The sequence below is a fragment of the Amycolatopsis sp. NPDC024027 genome (assembly GCF_040638975.1).
GTDB lineage: Bacteria > Actinomycetota > Actinomycetes > Mycobacteriales > Pseudonocardiaceae > Amycolatopsis.
In genome coordinates this window covers 49,666-70,451 of the sequence record NZ_JBEZYY010000020.1, presented here as the reverse complement: position 1 = coordinate 70,451, position 20,786 = coordinate 49,666, and the positions used below count along the sequence as shown (strand labels likewise).

The 20,786-nt window shown below is 72.5% G+C and carries 19 protein-coding genes and 1 pseudogene; 8 read left to right on the top strand and 12 right to left on the bottom strand.

From position 1 onward, the window contains the following. Positions 1-2: 2 nt before the first annotated feature. From AB0F52_RS37660 to AB0F52_RS37635, 6 genes and pseudogenes are all read left to right on the top strand, one after another. Positions 3-680: a response regulator transcription factor gene (locus AB0F52_RS37660; RefSeq protein ID WP_360181324.1), complete on the top strand. Its 678-nt coding sequence runs from the start codon at positions 3-5 to the stop codon at positions 678-680. A gap of 3 nt (positions 681-683) precedes the next feature. After that, a pseudogene (locus AB0F52_RS37655) lies at positions 684-2,077 on the top strand (HAMP domain-containing sensor histidine kinase). Continuing rightward, positions 2,074-3,018 (top strand): TAXI family TRAP transporter solute-binding subunit, encoded by a 945-nt coding sequence (locus tag AB0F52_RS37650; protein ID WP_360181321.1) that lies wholly within the window; start codon positions 2,074-2,076, stop codon positions 3,016-3,018. The pseudogene AB0F52_RS37655 and the gene AB0F52_RS37650 overlap by 4 nt, the downstream one beginning before the upstream one ends. 117 nt (positions 3,019-3,135) lie before the next feature. Continuing rightward, positions 3,136-3,558, top strand: coding sequence for a thioesterase family protein (locus tag AB0F52_RS37645; protein ID WP_360181318.1), 423 nt, complete (start codon positions 3,136-3,138; stop codon positions 3,556-3,558). Between the two features lie 4 nt (positions 3,559-3,562). Beyond that, positions 3,563-4,018 (top strand): tRNA (cytidine(34)-2'-O)-methyltransferase, encoded by a 456-nt coding sequence (locus AB0F52_RS37640; RefSeq protein WP_360181315.1) that lies wholly within the window; start codon positions 3,563-3,565, stop codon positions 4,016-4,018. A gap of 9 nt (positions 4,019-4,027) precedes the next feature. Next, complete coding sequence (locus AB0F52_RS37635) at positions 4,028-4,537, top strand: hypothetical protein (RefSeq protein WP_360181312.1); 510 nt, start codon at positions 4,028-4,030, stop codon at positions 4,535-4,537. A gap of 1 nt (position 4,538) precedes the next feature. On the opposite strand, the gene AB0F52_RS37630 is transcribed toward AB0F52_RS37635, so the two are convergent. The 6 genes from AB0F52_RS37630 to AB0F52_RS37605 all read right to left on the bottom strand — a co-directional run bounded on the left by AB0F52_RS37630 (position 4,539) and on the right by AB0F52_RS37605 (position 10,964). Next, a complete protein-coding gene (locus AB0F52_RS37630) occupies positions 4,539-5,519 on the bottom strand; it encodes a VWA domain-containing protein (RefSeq protein WP_360181310.1) in 981 nt (326 codons plus the stop codon). Between the two features lie 112 nt (positions 5,520-5,631). Further along, positions 5,632-6,576, bottom strand: coding sequence for a DUF58 domain-containing protein (locus AB0F52_RS37625; protein WP_360181307.1), 945 nt, complete (start codon positions 6,574-6,576; stop codon positions 5,632-5,634). Positions 6,577-6,583: 7 nt separating this feature from the next. After that, on the bottom strand, positions 6,584-7,657 hold the full coding sequence (locus AB0F52_RS37620; protein WP_360181304.1) for an AAA family ATPase: 1,074 nt from the start codon (positions 7,655-7,657) through the stop codon (positions 6,584-6,586). Positions 7,658-8,326: 669 nt separating this feature from the next. Beyond that, the gene (locus AB0F52_RS37615; protein WP_360181301.1) at positions 8,327-8,872 is read right to left on the bottom strand and encodes a molybdenum cofactor guanylyltransferase; all 546 of its coding nucleotides are present in this window, start codon (positions 8,870-8,872) and stop codon (positions 8,327-8,329) included. A 9-nt stretch (positions 8,873-8,881) separates the two neighbouring features. Beyond that, positions 8,882-9,595 (bottom strand): class I SAM-dependent methyltransferase, encoded by a 714-nt coding sequence (locus AB0F52_RS37610; RefSeq protein WP_360181298.1) that lies wholly within the window; start codon positions 9,593-9,595, stop codon positions 8,882-8,884. Positions 9,596-9,638: 43 nt separating this feature from the next. Then, positions 9,639-10,964 (bottom strand): NlpC/P60 family protein, encoded by a 1,326-nt coding sequence (locus tag AB0F52_RS37605; protein WP_360181295.1) that lies wholly within the window; start codon positions 10,962-10,964, stop codon positions 9,639-9,641. 344 nt (positions 10,965-11,308) lie between these two features. On the opposite strand from AB0F52_RS37605, the gene AB0F52_RS37600 reads away from it, so the two are divergent. Beyond that, positions 11,309-14,122, top strand: coding sequence for an aconitate hydratase (locus tag AB0F52_RS37600; protein ID WP_360181292.1), 2,814 nt, complete (start codon positions 11,309-11,311; stop codon positions 14,120-14,122). Between the two features lie 222 nt (positions 14,123-14,344). Here the strand turns inward: AB0F52_RS37600 and AB0F52_RS37595 are convergent, their stop codons facing one another. Both AB0F52_RS37595 and AB0F52_RS37590 read right to left on the bottom strand, forming a co-directional pair. Next, positions 14,345-15,052 carry an MgtC/SapB family protein gene (locus tag AB0F52_RS37595; protein WP_360181289.1) on the bottom strand — a complete coding sequence of 236 codons (708 nt, stop codon included), beginning with the start codon at positions 15,050-15,052 and terminating at the stop codon, positions 14,345-14,347. A gap of 202 nt (positions 15,053-15,254) precedes the next feature. Beyond that, entirely contained in the window at positions 15,255-16,109 is an 855-nt protein-coding gene (locus tag AB0F52_RS37590; RefSeq protein ID WP_360181286.1) for an alpha/beta hydrolase, read from the bottom strand. Positions 16,110-16,200: 91 nt separating this feature from the next. Here AB0F52_RS37590 and AB0F52_RS37585 point away from each other — a divergent pair, with 91 nt between their 5' ends. Beyond that, on the top strand, positions 16,201-16,779 hold the full coding sequence (locus tag AB0F52_RS37585; protein WP_360181283.1) for a TetR/AcrR family transcriptional regulator: 579 nt from the start codon (positions 16,201-16,203) through the stop codon (positions 16,777-16,779). Between the two features lie 54 nt (positions 16,780-16,833). On the opposite strand, the gene AB0F52_RS37580 is transcribed toward AB0F52_RS37585, so the two are convergent. From AB0F52_RS37580 to egtC, 4 genes are all read right to left on the bottom strand, one after another. After that, a complete protein-coding gene (locus AB0F52_RS37580; protein ID WP_360181280.1) occupies positions 16,834-18,429 on the bottom strand; it encodes an alpha/beta hydrolase in 1,596 nt (531 codons plus the stop codon). A 148-nt stretch (positions 18,430-18,577) separates the two neighbouring features. Further along, the gene (locus AB0F52_RS37575; RefSeq protein WP_360181698.1) at positions 18,578-19,000 is read right to left on the bottom strand and encodes a nitroreductase family deazaflavin-dependent oxidoreductase; all 423 of its coding nucleotides are present in this window, start codon (positions 18,998-19,000) and stop codon (positions 18,578-18,580) included. Positions 19,001-19,046: 46 nt separating this feature from the next. Next, positions 19,047-20,024, bottom strand: a complete 978-nt coding sequence (gene egtD / locus AB0F52_RS37570) for an L-histidine N(alpha)-methyltransferase (RefSeq protein WP_360181277.1) — start codon at positions 20,022-20,024, stop codon at positions 19,047-19,049. Then, positions 20,021-20,782 (bottom strand): ergothioneine biosynthesis protein EgtC, encoded by a 762-nt coding sequence (gene egtC, locus AB0F52_RS37565; RefSeq protein WP_360181274.1) that lies wholly within the window; start codon positions 20,780-20,782, stop codon positions 20,021-20,023. Before egtC ends, egtD begins: the two co-directional genes overlap by 4 nt. Positions 20,783-20,786: the final 4 nt, after the last annotated feature.

The window sequence follows — 20,786 nt, the reverse complement described above, 5'->3', positions numbered from 1 at the left end:
GGATGGCCGTGCGCGTGCTCCTCGTCGAAGACGACGCGGGTGTCGCCGGCGCGCTCGCCGAGTCGCTGCACGCGCGCGGTCATCCCGTCACCAGCGTCGGCCGCGGGGCCGACGCGCTGCACCACCACCGCACGGCCGACCTCGTCCTGCTCGACCTGGGCCTGCCCGACCTGGACGGCCTCGACGTCCTCCGCAAGATCCGGGCCGTCTCGCCGGTCCCGGTGATCGTGCTGACCGCCCGCGGTGACGAGCGCTCGATCGTCCGCGGGCTGCGGCTCGGCGCCGACGACTACCTCACCAAGCCGGTCCGGCTGGCCGAGCTGCTGGCGCGGATGGACGCCGTCGTGCGGCGGGCGGTGGCCCGCGCCGCTCCGGCCGGCAGTGCTGGTGACGTCATGCGCGTCGAAGACGTCGAGATCGACCTCGGCGCCCGCCGGGTGCTCGTCGCCGGGCACGACGTCGGGCTCACCACCAAGGAGTTCGAGATCCTGGCCGTGCTCGCCGTCCGCCCCGGCACCGCGGTCAGCCGCCAGCAGCTCATGGACGAGGTCTGGGGCGACGCCTACCTCGCGGTGTCGCGCTCGCTCGACGTCCACCTGACCGGGCTGCGCGCCAAGCTGGACCGGCCGGGCCTGCTCACCACCATCCGCGGCTTCGGCTACCGGCTCGGCCGGGGCTGACCCGTGCGCACCCGGCTGCTGGTGGTCCTGGTCGCCCTCGCCCTCGCGGTGGTCGCCGCGTTCGCCGGGCCGCTGCTGACCGCCACCGCCGAGCAGCGCACGCAGCAGCTGGTCATCTCCCGCACCGCCGACGTCGACCGGTTCGTCGTGCTCGCCCAGCAGGCCGTCGACACCCACGACCCGGCGGCCCTCGCGGCCGACGCGGAGCGCTACGCCGGGCTGTACGGCGAAGGCGTCGTCATCGTCGACGGCCGGCGCCTGCCGCTGGTGCAGGCGGGCGGCCTGACCGCGGGTGAGCCGGCGGTGCGCGCGCTGGTGGAGGCGACCATGCGCAACGAACCGGCGCCGCGGGTCGACCGGCTGGACCCGTGGTCGGCCGAACCGGCCTACTTCGCCCGCCCGGTCGGCACCGGGACCCGCGTGTCGGGCGTGGTCGTGCTGCGCGCGTCGGTGACGGCGGCGGCCGCGGACGTCGCCACCCGGTGGGGCACCATCGGCGCCGGCGCGGTGCTGGTCGCGATGGTGTTCGTGCTGCTCGCCGTGGTGCTGGCCCGGTGGATGGTGCGGCCGCTGCACGAGCTCGAGACCGGGGTGCTGGCCGTGGCGGGCGGGCACCGCGCGCACGTCCCCGAACGCACCGGGCCACGCGAGCTGCGGTCGCTGGCCGCCGAGGTCAACCGGATGTCCGAGGCCGTGCTCGAAGCCGCCGAGCAGCAGCACCGGCTGGTCGCCGACGCCTCGCACCAGCTGCGGAACCCGATGGCGGCGCTGCGGCTGCGGGTCGACTCGCTGGCCGGGCGGATCGACGGCGACGACACCACCTACCGGGCGACTGTCGCCGAAGTCGAACGCCTGGAGAAGCTCCTGGACGGTTTGCTGGCGCTCGCGCTGGCCGAGAGCACGGCCACCAGGGTCGCGGCCGGGGGTGCGGACGAGTCCTGCGACCTCGCGTCCGTGCTGGCCGAACGCGTCGACGCCTGGCGCCCGGCCGCCGAGGACGCCGGTTCGACGCTCGTGCCGCCGCCGGGCCACGACGAGCCGGTGACGGTGCGCTGCCCGGAAGGCGAGCTCGCGCAGATCCTCGATGTGCTGCTGGACAACGCCGTCCACTACGCCGGCCGGGGCGCGAAGATCACGACAGAGTGGGAAAGCGGCGGCGAGACCGCGACACTCGTCGTGGCCGACGACGGACCGGGACTGTCCGAACAGGACAGAGCGCGGGCGACCGAACGGTTCTGGCGCGCCGGCGGCGAAGGCGCCCGCGCGGCACCGGTCTCGGCCTCGCCATCGCCCACCAGCAGGTGCGCACCCGCGGCGGGGTCCTGGAGCTGCGGCAGGCCCGCCCGCACGGCCTCGAAGTCCGCGTCACGCTGCCGCTGCGGGAGGTGCCGGGATGACGTTCACCCGTCGCACGGCCCTGCTCGGCGGCCTCGGCCTCGCGCTGGCCGGGTGTTCGACGTCCGGCTACCGCGGCCCGGAACGCCCGCTCACCATCGCCGCCGGCGAGCGCGGCGGGTTCTACCTGGCCTTCGCCGAGCTCCTCTCGGCCGAACTGAACCGGGCGGAACCGCTGCTGCACGCCACCGCCGTGCCCACCGAGGCGAGCGTCGCCAACGTCGGGCTCGTGCAGCGGGGGCAGGCCGACCTCGGGCTGGTGCTCGCCGACGTCGCCCAGACCGCGCTCGGCGGTGGCCCGCCGTTCGCCGGGACGGTCCCGCTGCTCGCGCTCGGCCGCGTCTACGAGAACTACCTGCAGCTCGTCGTGCGCGCGGACGGCCCGGTGCGCCGCCTGCCCGACCTCGCCGGGCGCGCGGTGTCCCTGGGCGCGGGCGGCTCCGGGGCGGCACAGCTCGGCGAGCGCCTGTTCGCCAAGGCGGGCGTCGCGGTGGACGCCCGGCACCTGCTGTTCGACGACGCGGTCCGCGCGCTGGCCGGCCGCCGCATCGACGCCATGCTGTGGTCGGGCGGGATCCCGACGCCGAAGCTCGCCGAGCTGACCCGGACGACACCGATCGCGCTGCTGCCCCTGGACTCGGTGGTGCCCGCGCTGCGCACGGCGTACGGCCCGGTGTACGACCAGGTCCAGGTCCCGGACGGCGCGTACCGCGGCGTCGGGGCGCTGAGCACGATCGGGGTGGCGAACCTGCTGGTGTGCGCGCCTTCGCTGCCCGACGACGTCGCCGCGGCGGTGGTCCGGCTGCTCGTCGAGCGCGCCACCGCGCTGGTGCCCGCCGAAGCCGTGGGGACGCAGTTCCTCGACGTGCGGACGCTGATCGGGACCCAGCCGGTCCCGCTGCAGCCGGGCGCGGCGGCCGCGTACCGGGCCTTACACGGCTGACCGTGCCGATCGTTCCCGATCCGACCTCGGCCACGGCCGGATGGCTTGGCGGGAACGGGTTGCGTGCCGCGCGGGGGCCGGCCTGCCTCGAGCCGGATCGGGAACTAGATTGGGCACGTGACCGCTCCTCGCCGCCCGATCGCCGAGATGCCGCTGCGCGTGCGCTACCACGAGTGTGACGGCCAGGGCATCGTCTTCAACGCCCACTACCTGGCCTATGTGGACATGTGCTCCTTCGAGGCGGAGAAGGCCCTGTTCGGCTCCCACGACGAGTTCCTGGCGCACGGCACCGACGTCGTGGTCGCGGAGGCGAACCTGAAGTTCCGCGCGCCGGCCCGCCACGACGACGAACTGGTCGTTTCGCAGTACCCGAACCACCTCGGCACGACGTCGCTGATCTTCGACTTCGAGATCCGCCGCGGCGAGACCCTCGTGGCGGCGGCCACGCTCCGGTACGTCTTCATCGACCCGGCGAGCCTGCGGCCCACCCCGCCGCCGGACGCGGTCCGCAAGGTCTACGCCGCCCTGCTCGGGGACTGAGCCCGTGTTCCGCGTTCTCTTCTACCAGCCGGAAATCCCGCCCAACACCGGCAACGCGATCCGGCTGGCCGCCAACACCGGCTGCGAACTGCACCTGGTCGAGCCACTCGGCTTCACCTTGGAGGACAAGCAGCTGCGCCGGGCCGGGCTCGACTACCACGACCTGGCCCGCGTCCACGTCCACGCTTCACTGGCCGCGGCCTGGGAAGTGCTGCTGCCGGCGAAGGTCTACGCCTTCAGCGCCTCGGCGACGCGGCTGTACACCGAGGTCGCCTACACACCGGGCGACGTCCTGATGTTCGGGCCGGAGTCGGTGGGATTGCCCGAGGTGGTGCAGGAAGCGCCGGAGGTGACCGACCGCGTGCGGCTGCCGATGCTGCCGACGAGCCGCTCGCTCAACCTCGCGAACACCGCGGCGATCACGGTCTACGAGGCCTGGCGCCAAAACGGCTTCCGGTAGGTTCGCCGGATGCGACAGCAGTTTCTGGGGGCGCTCATCGGCGCCGCGTTCGGCACCGTCTTCGTCCTGGTCAACTCCGGTGCGCCCGTCCCCGCCGCACTCGGCTGGGTGCTGCGCGCCCTCGCCGTACTCGCCCTGGTGGCGGTCGTGGTCCTCGGCGTCCGCGCGGGCGGGCGGCCGACGCTCGACGACCGGCCGATGTTCGGGCCGAGCTACCGGGTGATCGTCGTCGGCGAAGTGGTGCTGCTCGTCGCCGGGTTCTTCGTGCTGAGCCTGCTGGACGCGCCGGTCCAGGCGAACGTCGCGTGGATCGCCACGATCGTCGGCCTGCACTTCGTCGCGCTCGCCTCGGCGTGGAAGACCCGCTCGATCCTCGTCGTCGGTGCCGTCCTGACCGTGCTCGGCGTCGCCGGCCTCGTCCTGCTCGGGAGCGCCGCGGAGTGGGTGCCGTTCGTCAGCGGCGTCCTGTCCGGGGTGACCCTGCTCGGCGGAAGCCTGTACGGCGTCCGCCGAGCCTGAGTCAGGGCAGGCGTTGCCCGAAGAACAGGCTGGCCGCCGCGCCCAGCATGAGGATCAACGTCCCCGCCACCAGCCACGGCTTGCTGGCGTCGGCGTCCTTGAGCTCGTAGCCGATCTGCTCGCCGAGGTCGGCGTAGACCTTCTTCAGTTCCTCGGCGCTGGCCGCCTTGTAGAAGTCGCCGCCCGAGAGCCGCGCGATCTCGCGCAGCGACTCGTCGTCCACGCTGACCGGCTGGGGTTTGTCGTCGATGGTGACCGAACCGTGGGTGGTGCCGAAGGAGATCGACGAGATCGGCACCCCGGCCTGCTTCGCCGCCTGCGCCGCGGTGTAGCCGCCGCGCGCCGCGTACAGGTCCTCGGGCACGGTCTGCTTCCCGTCGGACATCAGCACGATCCGCGCCGGCGGCGGCCCGTCCGCCCCGCCGACGACGCTCGAGAAGCTCTCCACCGACTGCAACGCCGCGAAGATGCCTTCGCCGGTCGCCGTCGACTGGGCCAGCTTCAGGTTTTCGATCGCCTTGATCACGCCGTTGCGGTCGGTGGTCGGGTTGACCAGCACCGTCGCCGTGCCCGCGAACGAGATCAGCCCCAGGTTGATCCCCGGCGTCATGTTCCGCGCGAAGCTCGTCGCCGCTTCCTGGGCGGCCTGCAGCCGCGTCGGAAGGACGTCGGTGGCTTCCATCGACAGCGACACGTCGATCACCAGCATCACGGTCGCCCGGTTGCGCGGCACCTTCTGCTCGGCGGTCGGCCCGGCCAGCGCCACCGTGAGCAGCAGCAGCGACAGCACGATCAGCACCGCCGGCAGGTGCCGCACCCAGCCCTGGCTCTTCGGCGCGACCTTTTCGAGGAGGTCCAGGTTCGCGAACCGCATGGTGCGCTTCCGGCGCGCCCGTTGCGCGAGCACGTACCCGATGGCGACCGCGGCCACGGCAATCAGCAGCAGGAACCACCAGGGTGAGGCGAATCCGGTCAGACTCATGCGCCCACCTCCCCGGCGCTCGGCCGCGAGGTCGCGAATGACTCATTCGGGACCTGCGAGGTCCCGAATGAGTCATTCGCGACACCGGACCGGGTGGTGTCCGGCGACTCGCTCACGCGACACCCCCCGACCAGCGGCGCTTGCGGGCGACGACGAACCGCACCATGTCGGCGATCCAGTCGGCGTCCGTGCGCAGCGTCAGGTGGGCCGCACCCGCGCGCCGCAGGGCCGCCGCCACCCGTTGCCGGTGGGCGTGGGCCGCGGCCCCGAACTCCTTGCGCAGCAAGGCCGAAGCGTGCACTTCGCGCTGTTTCCCTGTCTCCGGGTCGGCCAGCACGACGGTGCCCACCTCGGGCAGGTCGATGTCGCGCGGGTCGAGGACTTCGATCGCGATCAGTTCGTGGCGCCCGCCCAGTGCCCGCAGCGGCCGCTCCCAGGACGTGTCGCCCAGGAAGTCGGAGATCACCACGGCCAGGCCCCGCCGGCGCGGCGGGCGGCGCAGCGCTTCGAGGGCCTCGGCGAAGTCGCCCCGGGTGCCCTCGGACGCGCGCGGTGTCTCGGCGAGCTTGCGCACCAGCCCGCGGGCGTGCGCCAGGCCGCCGCGCGCCGGGATGCGGGTCGTGGCGGCGCCGGTGGAGATCAGCCCGCCGATCCGGTTGCCGCCGCCTCCGGTGAGGTGGGCGACCGCCGCGACGGCGCAGACCACCAGATCGCGCTTCTCGCACAGCGCGGTGCCGAAGTCGAGGCTCGCCGAAAGGTCGGCGACGACCCACGTCTCCAGCTCGCGGTCGGCCACGGTCTCCCGGATGTGCGGGGTCGTGGTGCGGGCGGTGACCGCCCAGTCCATCCGGCGCACGTCGTCGCCGGGCTGGTACGGGCGCGCCTCGCCGGGTTCGGACCCCGGCCCCGGCACCAGGCCGAGGTGGTTGCCCTGCAGCAGCCCGTCGAGCCGGCGGCGGACGTCGAGCTCCAGCGTGCGGAGCCCGGCCTCCAGGCGGTCGCCGCGCAGGACCGGCGGCGCCCACGAAGGGCGCTGGCCCTTCTCGTTCTTCGCCATCGCCGGGTTACCTGACCGGCGCGCCCGCCGGGACCGGGCCACCCTGGCCGGCCCCGCCCTGCGGCCGGGCCGAGACCTGCGGCAACGGCACGGTCTGCAGCACGCGCGTGATGATGTGGTCGATCGGCACGCCGTCGGCCAAGGCGTCGTAGGACAGCACGAGCCGGTGGCGCAGCACGTCCGGCACGACGTCGACGACGTCCTGCGGCAGCACGTAGTCGCGGCCGCGGACCAGGGCCAACGCCCGCGCGGCGGCGATGATGCCGAGGCTCGCGCGCGGCGAAGCGCCGTAGGACACCCAGCCGGCGACGTCGGCGAGGCCGTGCTCGTTCGGCGTCCGCGTGGTCAGCACCAGCCGCACCACGTAGTCGACGAGGGCGTGGTGCACGAACACCTGCGCCGCGACGCCCTGCAGCCGGACCAGCTCGCCCGGGCTGAGCACCTCGTGCGGGGTGGGCGGGGTGACGCCCATCCGGTAGATGATCTCGCGCTCCTCCTCGGCCGAGGGGTACTCGACGAGGATCTTGAACAGGAACCGGTCGCGCTGCGCCTCCGGCAGCGGGTACACGCCTTCGTTCTCGATCGGGTTCTGCGTGGCGAGCACGAGGAACGGGTCCGGCATCGGGAACGTCTGGCCGCCGATCGACACGTGCCGCTCGGCCATCACCTCGAGCATCGCCGACTGGACCTTGGCCGGCGCGCGGTTGATCTCATCGGCGAGCACGAAGTTCGCCACGACCGGGCCGAGCTCGACGTCGAAGCGCTCGGCGCCCTGGCGGTAGATGCGGGTGCCGAGGATGTCGGCGGGCACCAGGTCGGGGGTGAACTGCACGCGGGAGAACGAACCGCCGACGACCCGGGCGAACGTCTCCACCGCGAGGGTCTTCGCCACGCCGGGCACGCCTTCGAGCAGCAGGTGGCCCTTGGCCAGCAGGCCGACCAGCATCCGCTCGACCAGGCGGTCCTGGCCGACGATGATCCGCTTGACCTCGAACACGGTCCGCTCCAGCAACTGGGCGTCCCGCGCCGGCGTCGCGGGCTGCTGCCCGTTCCCGCCCTCGGCGTAGCCGGGCTCGGTCACTCTGCCTCCTCGAAATCTCGTGCGCCGCCCCCGCGACGGTGATCACGCGGTGCGACCGTACTGCGCCCCCGGTCGGCCGTCTCATCCGGCACGCGGACGAACGCACCCGGCCCACGATCAGCCAACACGGTCAGCGGTGTGACACCTGTGAAGCACCTCTTCGACAGGACAGTGCAACTCGAACTGACAGGGGGCCTCGGCCGGGCGAGGATGCGAAGGTCACCCGTGTCAGGCTCGCCGAGCTGGTCGCCACCCTGTCGCCGGTGGCCGAAGCGGTACAGGAGCACGCGGACTGCGGAGGCTTTCAGGTGACCACGATCCGGGAGGTGGCGGCGGTCATCGCCCCGGCCACCGGCGAGCCCGCCTGACCCGCTCAGCGGTGCTCGGAGCGGCTCGGCAGCACAGCGCGGCGCGCTGCGGCTGACCGGCCCAGCTCGGCTCGGCCGCACAACGCCGCGCACTGCGGACTGACCAGCCCGGCCCAGCGGCCTCGCCCGAGGTGCTCCGCCGAGCCGCCGCCGGCGTCACCGGCACCCCGCCGCCCCACCAGCGCGGCCCGAGCGCCTCGGGGGGCCGCTGCCGCCCACCCCCACCTGACCATCGCTCCCGGCGCAGGCACAGCTCCCCGGCAGCGCGACCGCGGCCTCCACGATGGCCGCGTCGCTCAGCTCACCGGTGCCGCTCGAGGTCCTCGGGTGTGTCGATGTCGTCGGCTTCGCCCCGTTCCGCCGGGACCTCGGCCACCGCCAGCCCGCCCAGGACCCGGCGCAGGGCCGCGTTCTCCGCCTGCTCCGGCAGCGCCGCCCGCAGCGCCGGCAACCGCCAGGCACCCAGGAGCCACTGGCGCTCCCCCGCCGCGTCCACCAGGACCGCGCCGTCGCCGTCGCCGACCGCCGCCACCAGCCTGTCCACTGTGGAGCGGCGGACGCCCGGGAGGTCGGCGGCCAGCACCACGACCGCCTCGACGTCGTCGGGCACGAACACCAGGCCCGCCGCCAGCGCCGCCACCGGGCCGGTGCCCGGCACCGGTTCGCGCGTCCACACGACGTCGAAGCCCGGCCGGCGGGGGCCGACCGCGATCACCCGCTCGGCGCCGTCGAGGGCGTGGATCGCGCGGGCCAGCAACGGTTTCCCGCCCACCGACAGCGCCGGCTTGTCCACACCGGACAGCCGGCGGGCCGAGCCACCGGCCACCACGATCCCCGCGTAGCGCACCGAGGCACCCTAGCGGCCCAGCACGAGGTAGGTGAAGCCCAGCACCCCCCGGTAGTCCCGGACGTATTGACGCAGCCGCCCGTCGAGCCACTCCCGCACCCGCTCCGCCCGCGGGTCGGCCGGGTGCGCCACCAGCCACTCCGCCCAGGCGGCCCGCGAGGTCGACTCGAAGTCGTCCCACTCCAGCTGGTCGGCGGTGCTGAAGTGCAGCACGCGCCAGCCGGCGCCGGCCGCGGCGTCGAGCAGGTCCGGCAGGGTCAGCAGGTCCGGGCCGAAGATCTCCTGCGCCGCCGGGCCGGGCGCCGCCGCCCAGAAGCCGTCGCCGTAGAGCAGCCGGCCGGACGGCCGCACCAGCCGGGCGAGCGCTTCCAGCGCGGCCGTGGTCGAGCCGAAGACGTGGGCGGCCCCGACGCAGAACACCCGCTCGGCCGGATCGTCCCAGGTCGCGGCGTCCGACTCGGCGAACTCCACCGCCAGGCCACGGGCCGTGGCCGCCGCCCGGCCGCGGTCGAGGCCGGTCACGTCGGTGTCGACACCGGTCGCGCGCAGGCCGGGGGCCCGGGCGGCCGCGCGGAGCAGCAGTTCACCCCAGCCGCAGCCGAGGTCGACGAGCCGGCCCTCACCCAGGGCCATCCGGTCGAGGAGCAGTTCCGCGTGCGGCTCGGACAACGGCGTGTTCCAGCGCATCCGGGTGCGCCGCAGCGCGTTCAGTTCGTCGTCCACGCGGCCGATCTTCGCGAGGTCCCGGGCCGCCGTCGAGCGAGTTTCAGCCGACCAGCCGCGTCGCGTACGGCATGATCCCGCCGTAGCGCACCGGGGCGACCCGGACCCGCAGGCCGGACTGCGGCGCCTCGACCATCTGCCCGCCGCCGAGGTAGAGCGCGACGTGGTGGATGCCGCCCGGGCCACCCCAGAACAGCAGGTCGCCGCGGCGCATCTGGGACAGCGGCACCTGTCGTCCCGCCGAGTACTGGTAGCCGCTGTAGTGCGGCAGCGAGCGGACTCCGGCGAAGGCGTAGATCATCAGGCCGGAGCAGTCGAAGCCGATCTTGTTGTAGTCGCCGTAGCGGTCGGCGATGCCGCCGTCGCGGATGCCGCGGGTCGCGCCGCTGGCGTTGCCGCCGCCCCAGGCGTAGGGCATCCCGAGCTTGGACATCGCCCGCGCGATCACCGCCTCGATCGACGAGCCGGCCGGGGCCGACGGCGCCGGTCCGCCCGACGGACGGCCCCCGCCCCCGGCCGCGGCCGCCGCGGCGGCGAGCGCGGCCTGACGCGCGCGTTCCTCGTCCTCGCGCTGCTTCTGGGCGAGCCAGTCCTGGTAGCGCTGCCGCTGTCCCTGCAGGCCGCTGACCTTGGCCTGGGCGGCGTAGAGCTGCTGCTCGACGTCGGTCTTGTTCTTCTCGAGCTGGGAGTTCTGGGCGGCCTGGCCGTCCTGGGCGCGCTCGGCGGTGGTCTGCGCGGCGTCGGCGCTGGTCTTCGCCCGGCGGGCCGCGTCCTGCTTCTGCTGGGCGATCTCGGCGGCCTTGCGGGCGGCGGCGTCCTTGTTGGACTTCTCGGTCTGCGCCTGCTGGAGCCGGTCGAGGGCGTTGAGCCGGTCGCCGCCCACGGCGTCGAGCAGCTGCGCGCGGGCGAGCATGTCCTTGGGGCTGTCCGCGCTCAGGTACGCCGAGAGGGAGCCGACCGTGCTGCCCTGCTGGAAGCTGGCGGCGGCGAAGGTCTTCAGGTCCGCCCGGGCCTGCTCGATGGCCGCCGCGGCCGCGTCCGCTTCGGTGCGAGCGGCCTTCGCGTCGTTCTCGGCCTGCGCCGCGTCGTCCTGCGCGATCTGCAGGTCGACCAGCGCCTTGTTGGCCTGTTCCTGCTTGAGCTCGACGTCGTCCTGCAGCTGCGTGAGCTTCTGCTCGGCCTGGGCCAGCTGGTTGGTCAGCCGGCCGACCTCGCCGGCCTTCGCGTTGGCGTCGGCCTTGCCGGCCTGGATCTCGGAATCGCTGGGATTCGGCGGCGGCGGGGGTGCCGCGAGCCCCGTGCCCCCGGCGCCGAACAAGATCACCAGCGTGAGCGTGCTCACGCTGAGTCCCCGGCGGACGCGCGGCACCCTCGGACCCCCGCACCGTCCTAACAAGACCGCCACCTCCGCTCACCAGCGCACACCCCGTGTCACTGCAGTCACACCACTATCACAAGCCTCAGCCGAAACTTACACAACGTAGGCACCAATTCCCCTCATTGAGGGACCCCGGCATCGGATGGCGCAGCCCACACCGCGTGTCGTCTTGTCCGCCAAACAGGACAGGCGTACTGTTTGAACCACCGCGAGGTGTGCCATCCCGCATCCGGTCCTACGGTGGGGGTGCGCAAGACTCGCCCCACCGAACCGACCGAACTGACCCGGGACTCCTCTGCCGCGACGGAGCGGCGTCCCCGCCACTGGAGTTAGACGTGACCTCACCCGCCAGCAAGGACAGCTTCGGCGCCAAAGACACGCTGAAGGTCGGCGACGCCTCGTACGAGGTGTTCCGCCTGAACAAGGTCGAGGGCGCCGAGCGGCTGCCCTACAGCCTGAAGATCCTGCTCGAGAACCTGCTGCGCACCGAGGACGGCGCGAACATCACCGCCGACCACATCCGCGCGCTCGGCTCGTGGGACCCGAACGCCGACCCGTCGATCGAGATCCAGTTCACGCCGGCCCGCGTGATCATGCAGGACTTCACCGGCGTCCCGTGCGTCGTCGACCTCGCCACCATGCGCGAAGCGGTCACCGACCTGGGCGGCGACCCCGACAAGGTCAACCCGCTGGCCCCGGCCGAGCTGGTCATCGACCACTCGGTGATCATCGACGTCTTCGGCCGCCCGGACGCCTTCGAGCGCAACGTCGAGATCGAGTACGAGCGCAACCGCGAGCGCTACCAGTTCCTGCGCTGGGGCCAGGGCGCCTTCGACGAGTTCAAGGTCGTCCCGCCGGGCACCGGCATCGTGCACCAGGTCAACATCGAGCACCTCGCCCGCACGGTGATGTCCCGGGGCGGCCAGGCCTACCCCGACTCCTGCGTCGGCACCGACTCGCACACCACCATGGTCAACGGCCTGGGCGTGCTGGGCTGGGGCGTCGGCGGCATCGAGGCCGAGGCGGCCATGCTGGGCCAGCCGGTGTCGATGCTCATCCCGCGCGTCGTCGGCTTCAAGCTGACCGGCGAGATCCCGGCCGGCGTCACCGCCACCGACGTCGTGCTCACCATCACCGAGATGCTGCGCCGCCACGGCGTGGTCGGCAAGTTCGTCGAGTTCTACGGCGAGAGCGTGGGCGCGGTACCGCTGGCCAACCGCGCCACCATCGGCAACATGAGCCCGGAGTTCGGCTCCACCGCGGCGATCTTCCCGATCGACGACGAGACCGTCCGCTACCTCAAGCTGACCGGCCGCTCGGCCGAGCAGGTCGCGCTGGTCGAGGCCTACGCCAAGGAGCAGGGCCTCTGGCACGACCCGTCGCGCGAGGCCGCCTACTCCGAGTACCTCGAGCTGGACCTCTCGACGGTCGTCCCGTCGATCGCCGGCCCGAAGCGCCCGCAGGACCGCATCGAGCTGACCGACGCGAAGTCGTCGTTCCGCAAGTCGATCCACGACTACGTGGACGGCGAAGACTCCACCCCGCACACCAAGATGGACGAGGCTTCGGAGGAGTCCTTCCCGGCCAGTGACGCCCCGTCGCTGTCCTTCGCCGAGGACGACGCCGCCCCGGTCACCAGCTCCGCCGCCAACGGCGCGTCGGGCCGCCCGAGCAAGCCGGTCAAGGTCAGCACGTCCGACCGCGGCGAGTTCGTCCTCGACCACGGCGCGGTCGTGATCGCCTCGATCACCTCGTGCACCAACACCTCGAACCCGTCGGTCATGCTCGGCGCCGCGCTGCTCGCGCGCAACGCCGTGGACAAGGGCCTCGCGGTCAAGCCGTGGGTGAAGACGTCGATGGCGCCGGGCTCGCAGGTCGTCACCGACTACTACACCAAGGCCAACCTGTGGCCGTACCTGGAGAAGCTGGGCTACCACCTGGTCGGCTACGGCTGCACCACCTGCATCGGCAACTCCGGCCCGCTCTCGGACGAGATCTCCGCGGCGATCCAGGAGAACGACCTCACCGCGGTCTCGGTGCTCTCGGGCAACCGGAACTTCGAAGGCCGGATCAACCCCGACGTGAAGATGAACTACCTCGCGTCGCCGCCGCTGGTCATCGCGTACGCGCTGGCCGGCACGATGGACTTCGACTTCGCGAACCAGCCGCTGGGCCAGGACGCGCAAGGCAACGACGTCTTCCTCAAGGACATCTGGCCGACCGCGCAGGAGATCCAGGAGACCATCGACTACGCGATCACGCAGGAGATGTTCACCAAGGACTACGCGGACGTCTTCGACGGCGGCGAGCGCTGGAAGTCGCTGCCCACCCCGGAGGGCAAGACCTTCGAGTGGGACCTCGAGTCCACCTACGTGCGGAAGCCCCCGTACTTCGAGGGCATGACGCCGGAGCCGGCCCCGGTCACCGACATCACCGGCGCGCGCGTGCTGGCGAAGCTGGGAGACTCGGTCACCACCGACCACATCTCCCCCGCCGGCGCGATCAAGCCGGGCACCCCGGCCGCGCAGTACCTGACCGAGCACGGCGTGGAAAAGAAGGACTTCAACTCCTACGGTTCGCGGCGCGGCAACCACGAGGTGATGATCCGCGGCACGTTCGCGAACATCCGGCTGCGCAACCAGCTCCTGGACGACGTGCAGGGCGGCTACACCCGCGACTTCACCGTCGAGGGCGCCCCGCAGGCGTTCATCTACGACGCGGCGCAGAACTACGCGGCGGCGGGCACCCCGCTGGTCGTGCTGGGCGGCAAGGAGTACGGCTCGGGCTCGTCGCGTGACTGGGCGGCCAAGGGCACCTCGCTGCTGGGCGTCCGCGCGGTGATCACCGAGTCGTTCGAGCGCATCCACCGCTCCAACCTGATCGGCATGGGCGTCATCCCGCTGCAGTTCCCGGCGGGCGAGTCGGCCTCGTCGCTCGGCCTCGACGGCACCGAGACGTTCGACATCGCGGGCATCACGGCGCTGAACGACGGCGACACGCCCCGCACGGTGCACGTCACCGCCACCAAAAATGATGGAGCCACCGTGGAGTTCGACGCGGACGTCCGCATCGACACCCCGGGCGAGGCGGACTACTACCGCAACGGCGGCATCCTGCAGTACGTGCTGCGGAAGATGACGCAGGCGTAAGGGGTTTCGCTTTCGGAGGGCCTCCCCGCTCGCTCGAGCGGGGAGGCCTTTTTGGGTACCGGGGCCGACCGGCGGTGTTCCGGCACCCGGGCGGGCCCTGGAGTGCGTGATCCGGATGCTGGTCGACGGCCCGCACCGGAGCCCTGTCGACCCGGGCCGCCGAACTGCGGGCGCGGATCCTGGTGGTCACCGGCGCCATCAACACGACCGGCATCCACACCGCTAAGCGGGCACGGCCAGCCAGCGGACGCTCGACACCGACGGCTCCAGTGACAACCGTGACACCGCCGCTTCCATCTGGGCGTCGTCGCGCTGGTCACCGATCAGCTCGGCGCGGACCTCGACCGTGCGGTCTTCCGGGCGGTCCGTGCTCAGCACCGACAGCAGCCGGAAGTCCGTGCGCGTCAACGCCTGCACCAGCAGCGCCCGCACGTGGGCCTCGGCCTCGTCGCGGGTCACCGCCTGGAACTCGTACCGCGCCGGGGTCTCCTCGCCCGCGTCGGGACGGCGGTCCACCACGCGGCCGAGCGGGCGCAGCACCACGTTGACCCCGACCACGACGGCGGTCCCGGCCGCCGCGACCGCGTACAGCCCGGCTCCGGCGAGGGCGCCGACCGCGGCCGAGCACCAGAGCGTCGCCGCGGTGTTGAGGCCCCGGACGTTGAGGCCGTCCCGCATGATGACCCCGGCGCCGAGGAACCCGATGCCCGAGACGATCTGCGCGGCCACCCGGGTCGGGTCGGCGTCGCCGCTCGAAGCCAGCCCGCCGAAACCGTGGGCGGACAGCAGCACGAACAGCGTCGCGCCGACGGCGACGAGGGCGTTGGTGCGCAGCCCGGCCATCCGGGCGCGGAACTGGCGCTCGATCCCGATGACGGCACCCAGGCCGACGCCGGCACCCACGCGCAGCAGCATTTCGAAGATGGTCATTTCCGGCTCTTTTCCGGCGTGCGCGCACTGCCGGACAGGGGGCGACCGGAACTCAGCCCCGCCGGAAACCTCCGGTGAGCGCGCGCCCGGCCGTCCGAGGACTGTCCGCTGGCATGTGCCGCTCACCTCGCTTCCGTTGCTCGGGGTTGATCAACTCTCCCACTGTAGCGCCAGTTCCCGGCCTCGGCGCCTGTGATGAGCGCTACGCCCAGTGCCGGCGCAGGTGCGGCACGAGGTCTTCGGGTCGTTCGTCGGGGAAGAAGAGTTTCGCGCCGGGCACCTCGACGACCTCGGTGACGCCGGGGACCGCGTCCCGGAACCGGTACGCCCACTCGACACCGAAGTTCGGATCGCCGGTCCCCCAGACCAGCAGCGTCGGCACGCGGAACTCCTCGAGCAGCGGCTCGATCGCGTCCAGTTCCTCGCCGCGGACCGACGTCAGCAGGCGCTCGAACTGCCGCGCCGCGTCGAGCGTGGCGCCAACCGGCCGGGCGAACGCGGTCAGGACCTCATCGGACACCTGTTCGGGGTGTTCGTAGCCCGCGCCCAGCGCGCCGGTCCGCGCCTGCGCCGGGTCCGTGGCGAGCCGGACCAGCAGCGGCGCGAGCTTCCCGCGTTCGGCCAGTTCGACGACCGGGCGGAACGACTCCGGCGGCAGGTTTCCCTGCGTGTCGCAGTTGGTCAGGGTGAGCGTCCGGACCCGGTCGGGGTGGAGCGCGGCGAAGACCTGCGCGACCGCGCCGCCGGTGTCGTTGGCGACCAGGTCGACCGCGTCGAGTTCCAACGACTCGCAGAAGTCTTCGAGCAGCCGGGCCAGCCCGTTCAGGCTGAGGTCCTGCCCGGGCGTCACCGGTGAGGCGCCGTGCCCCGGCAGGTCGGGCGCGACGCACCGCCACTCCCCCGCCAGCTCGGCCATCACCTTGCGCCACAACAGGTTGTTCGTTCCCACGCCGTGCACGAAGAGCGCGACCGGGCCTTCGCCGACATCGACGTAGCTCACGTTGCCGGACGCCGTCGACACGCGTCCGCGCTGGTCCTCCCAGGTTCGCAAGTTCATGGTCTAAGGTCCCTCCAGAAGTAAACCGACTGACGGTCTAGTATCAACAGACCGACAGTCGGTTTGTCAACGACGGAGGCTGCCGACGCGCATGAACAAGAAGATCGACCGGGGTCAGGCGACCCGCGAGCACCTCGTCGCCATCGCGACCGGCCTGTTCACCGAGCACGGCTACGACGGCACGTCGATCGAGGCCGTCCTGCGGGCCGCCGACGTGAGCCGCGGCGCGCTCTACCACCACTTCCCCGGCAAGGACGCGCTGTTCGCGGCCGTCCTGGACACCGTCTACGACCGGGTCGGCGCCGAGGGGGCGCGGGCCGTCGAGGGCATGACCGACCCGGTCGAAGCGCTGCGCGCCGCGTGTCTCGCGTGGATCCGGAGCACCCGGGACCCCGCGGTGCGGCAGGTGATGCTCATCGACGCGCCGGCGGTACTGGGCTGGCAGCGCTGGCGGGAGCTCGACGAGGTGCGCACACTCGGCCGGATCAAGGCGGCGCTGCGGCGCGACGGCCGGATCCCCGCCGGGCGCGTCGACCTCTTCGCGCACGTCCTGCTCGCCGGCATGAACGAGATCGCGTTGCTGGTCGCCCGGGCGGACGACCACGAGAGCGCGGTCACCGAAGCCGAGGCCGCGGCCGGAGACGTGCTGGACCGGCTGCTGGGGACGTAGAACGGGCCGGGGCGACAGTGTCACCCCGGCCCGCTTTCCTTCCGGCCAAGCGATTCAGAAGGGCTGGACGTTCGGCTGGAACACCTGCCCGCTCGCCGGCACCTTCAGGTCGGTCAAGTAGTCGGCCACGGCTTGGTCGACGCCGAGGGCGTCACCCAGGATGCAGTGGCCGAACGCGTCGACCGACAGCAGGCGGGTGTTGCCGAGCTCGGCCGCCATCCGCTGGGCGAACTTGTACTGCGTCGCCGGGTCGTAGTAGTTGCCGACCACGACCACCGGCACGTCGGTCTTGGCCCGCCACGGGCCGCGGTACACGTCCGGCTTCTTCGCCGGCCACACCGGGCAGGCCGCCGTGTCGGAGAAGGCCTGGTACCGGCCGAAGGTGCGCGACTCGCGCTCCCACTTCGCGGCGATGTCCGGCACCTGCTCCTGCCTGATCCGGAACGGCTTGTCGGAGCAGTTGACGGCGAAGTACGAGTCGTCGCTGGTGTACGGGCTGTCCGGGTTCTGGTCGGCCCGGCCCTGCTTGCCGGGCGTGAGCGCCTGCATCGGCTTGGCCTGCAGGGTCTGGGCCTGGGCCCCCGCCGGGTGGACGACGGTGTAGAGCGCCTGCAGGTCCTCGGCCAGGCCGGCGAACCGCGCCGGCGAGTACAGGGCGCTCGAAACCCCGCCGGTGAACCGGCTGATGTCGATCGGGTCGGCGCCCGGGAGCGTGATGGGCTGCTTGCGCAGGTACTCCCGCAGCTCGTCGAACTTCGCCCGCGGGTTGCCGTCGCTGAACGCGCACTTCGCGCCCACCTGGTCACAGCGCTTGAGGAACCCGTCCAGCGCGATTTCGAAGCCCTGCGCGCGTTCCCGGTCGTACTGCACTCCGTCGCTGGTGCGCAGCGCCGGATCCACGTTGCCGTCGATCACGATCGCTCGTGACTGCTTCGGGAACATCGACGTGTAAGTCGAGCCGATCAGCGTCCCGTACGAGAAGCCGACGTAGGAAAGCTTCTGGTCGCCGACCGCCGCGCGCAGCGTGTCGAGGTCGCGCACGACGTCCTTGGTGGACATGTGGTTGAGCAGCGAGCCCGCGTTGTTCTTGCAGAACCGGCCGTAATCGCGGTAGCCGGCCAGGGTTCCCGAAATTTCGGCGCGCGACAGCGGCACACCGACAAGGGCACCGAAGACCTCGTCCGCGTCCTCCTGCGTGGTGAAGCAGCGCAACGGGTTGCTCTCGCCGACGCCGCGCGGGTCGAAACCGACCAGGTCGAAGCGGTCGAGCACCTGCGGCTGGAAGTAGTACTGGCCGCCGATCGGCATCGTCAGGCCCGAGCCGCCGGGGCCGCCGGGGTTGAGGAACAGCGAACCGACACGCTTGCCGGGCGTGCGGGCGGCTCGCTTGAGCAAGGCGATGTCGATGGTGCCCAGCGAGGCGTTGTCGTGGTCAACAGGGACGCGGTAGCGCGCGCAGCTGTAGAACTGGACCTGGTCCGCGGGCACGCCGGCGAGGGTGTCGCTCGAGCAGGTGCCCCAGGCGACCGCGGGGGTCGCGCCGACGACGGCGGGCTTGACCGCCGCGTCTTCGGCCGCGGCGGCGGTCCCGGCCGGCCCGGCCAGTCCCACGCCGGCCACGAGCGCCCCCACCAGTGCGAATGCCCGCACCCGGCTCTGTGTGGATCTCGGCAAGACGGTTCCTCCCTAGGTGACGCTTGCACGCAGCGCCGCGAGATCACGACGTCACGGCGCGTTACCCGGGTGAGACTGGCACAAACCGGTGAATCCCGGCACCGGCCGAACGGATGGTCAGGACCTAACCGGCCACCCGCGTGAGGACGAACACCGGCAACGGCCGGGCGGCCTCGCGCCGCTCCATCGCATACCCCGGCCAGAACGCGAGCAGCTCACCCCACATCCGCTCGTACTCCTCGGCGTGCAGCTCCCGGGCGAGGACGTCGACCGGCCTTCCCGCCAGCGCGACCTCGCACCGAGGGTGCGCCCGCAGGTTGAGCGCCCACGCCGGATCGTGCGGACGGCCCCAGTTGGACGCCGTCAGCACGAAGTCGGCGCCGCGGGGGTAGTAGAGCAGGTTGGTGCTGCGGGGCAGCCCGCTCTTGCGGCCGGTGGTGGTGAGGCGCAGCGACGGCAGCCCGGCGAGCGCCACGAGGCTCACCCGGCCGCCGAACGCCTTGTGCAGTTTCTTGTCCGCCCACACGACGAAGCGAGCCGTGCGCATCAGCCACGGTCTCGTGCCGGCGGCCCGGGCGAGGGCCCGGAGAGGATTAGCCACGCACGGATCTTGCCAGGCTCACCCCGAACCGCTGCTGGGAGTCGGTCCACCAGTGTTCGAGGGCGAACCCGGCCGCGGCCAGCTCGGCCTCGACGCCGCTCGGGCGGAACTTGGCCGAGATCTCCGTCCGGATGTGCTCGCCGGCGGCGAAGGTCACCGTGCGGTCCGCGCCGGGGATCTCGACGGTCAGCTCCCGGCGGGCCCGCAGGCGCATTTCGATCCACTCGTTCTCCGCGTCCCAGTGCGCGACGTGGTCGAACTCGTCGGGGTCGAAGTTCGCGCCGAGGCGGGCGTTGATCACCCGCAGCACGTTCTTGTCGAACTCCGCCGTCACCCCGGCCGCGTCGTCGTAGGCGCGCTCGAGGATCCCGGCGTCCTTGACCAGGTCGGTGCCGAGCAGCAGCCACTCCCCCTCGTCCAGGACCTCCCGGACCGAGCGGAGGAAGGCCGCGCGCTCGGCCGGCAGGAAGTTGCCGATCGTGCCGCCGAGGAAGGCCACCACCCGCGGCTGGCCGTCGGGCAGCAGGGCCAGGTGCTGGGTGAAGTCGCCGACGACCCCGCGGACGGTCAGTCCCGGGTAGTCCTTCGAGATCGCTGCGGCGGCCTCGGCCAGCGCGGATTCCGACACGTCGAGCGGGACGAACGCCTCCAGTGTGCCGTGCGCGGTGAGCGCGTCGAGCAGCAGCCGGGTCTTCTCGCTCGACCCCGAGCCGAGTTCGACGAGCGTGTGCGCGCCGGTCAGCTCGGCGACGTCGCCGGCGTGCGCGGCCAGCACCTCGCGCTCGCTGCGGGTCGGGTAGTACTCCGGCAGCTGGGTGATCTTCTCGAACAGCTCGCTGCCGTCGGCGTCGTAGAACCACTTGGGTGGCAGCCACTTCTGCGCCGCGGTGAGCCCGGCGACGACGTCGGCGCGCAGTTCCGCGGTGACGGTGTCGCCGGAGCGGTGGTGGTCGAGATCGACTTCGGTCATGGGTCAATGCCTTCCGGGGTCAGGGGAAGCAGGTCGACGCCGGCCGCGGTGGCGCGCACGGCGTGGTGGTCGGGGACGGGCCGCCAGCGCGGGTCGCCGTCGAGGGGCTCGGACGCCAGCAGCACGCCGGCCGGGGTCTCCAGCACGGACAGCGCGTGCGTCCAGGTCGTGCCGATCAGGGTTTCGCCGTCGGTGAGCAGGAAGTTGAGCCGGGAACCGGGCGCGGCCGCCTCGACGGCGGCGGTCAGCGCCGCCACCGCCGCCAGCGGGTCCTCCCCCGTGGCCAGCCGGGCCCGCAGCAGGGCCCAGAGCACCACCGAGTCCGTCGGCGCCTCCAGCGTCAGCAGTTCGGTGACCGGGAGGGTCTTGGCCAGTTCGGCCAGCGACCCCGGGTAACCGCGGACGACGCCGTTGTGGCTGAACAGCCAGCGCTCGGCGGTGAACGGCGCCGCGGCGGCCTCGGTCACCGGCAGGCCGGTGGTGCCGTTGCGGACTGCGGCGACGAACGCGCCCGAAGTCACCGCCGCGGCCAGCGGCGGCAGCGTCTCGTCCGTCCACAGTGGAGTCGAACGCCGGTGGCGCAGCGGCGGCGAGCCCGGGCCGGGGTACCAGCCCAGCCCGAACCCGTCGGCGTTCACCGAGCCGCCGCCGCGCATGTCCGCCGGCGCGTACGACTGCACCAGCAGGGAATGCGGGGCACGGAAAAGCACCTCGGCGGGCGAAAGCGGCTCGCCGAGGTAGCCGATGTGGCGGCACATGCGC

Bases quoted from the DNA above. Each gene is read 5' to 3' on its own strand.
- AB0F52_RS37575 (WP_360181698.1), bottom strand. From the start codon at position 19,000: ATGCGCACGGCTCGCTTCGTCGTGTGGGCGGACAAGAAACTGCACAAG.
- AB0F52_RS37625 (WP_360181307.1), bottom strand. From the start codon at position 6,576: ATGGCGAAGAACGAGAAGGGCCAGCGCCCTTCGTGGGCGCCGCCGGTC.
- egtC (WP_360181274.1), bottom strand. From the start codon at position 20,782: ATGTGCCGCCACATCGGCTACCTCGGCGAGCCGCTTTCGCCCGCCGAG.
- AB0F52_RS37630 (WP_360181310.1), bottom strand. From the start codon at position 5,519: ATGAGTCTGACCGGATTCGCCTCACCCTGGTGGTTCCTGCTGCTGATT.
- AB0F52_RS37650 (WP_360181321.1), top strand. From the start codon at position 2,074: ATGACGTTCACCCGTCGCACGGCCCTGCTCGGCGGCCTCGGCCTCGCG.
- AB0F52_RS37660 (WP_360181324.1), top strand. From the start codon at position 3: ATGGCCGTGCGCGTGCTCCTCGTCGAAGACGACGCGGGTGTCGCCGGC.
- AB0F52_RS37585 (WP_360181283.1), top strand. From the start codon at position 16,201: ATGAACAAGAAGATCGACCGGGGTCAGGCGACCCGCGAGCACCTCGTC.
- AB0F52_RS37635 (WP_360181312.1), top strand. From the start codon at position 4,028: ATGCGACAGCAGTTTCTGGGGGCGCTCATCGGCGCCGCGTTCGGCACC.
- AB0F52_RS37590 (WP_360181286.1), bottom strand. From the start codon at position 16,109: ATGAACTTGCGAACCTGGGAGGACCAGCGCGGACGCGTGTCGACGGCG.
- egtD (WP_360181277.1), bottom strand. From the start codon at position 20,024: ATGACCGAAGTCGATCTCGACCACCACCGCTCCGGCGACACCGTCACC.
- AB0F52_RS37595 (WP_360181289.1), bottom strand. From the start codon at position 15,052: ATGACCATCTTCGAAATGCTGCTGCGCGTGGGTGCCGGCGTCGGCCTG.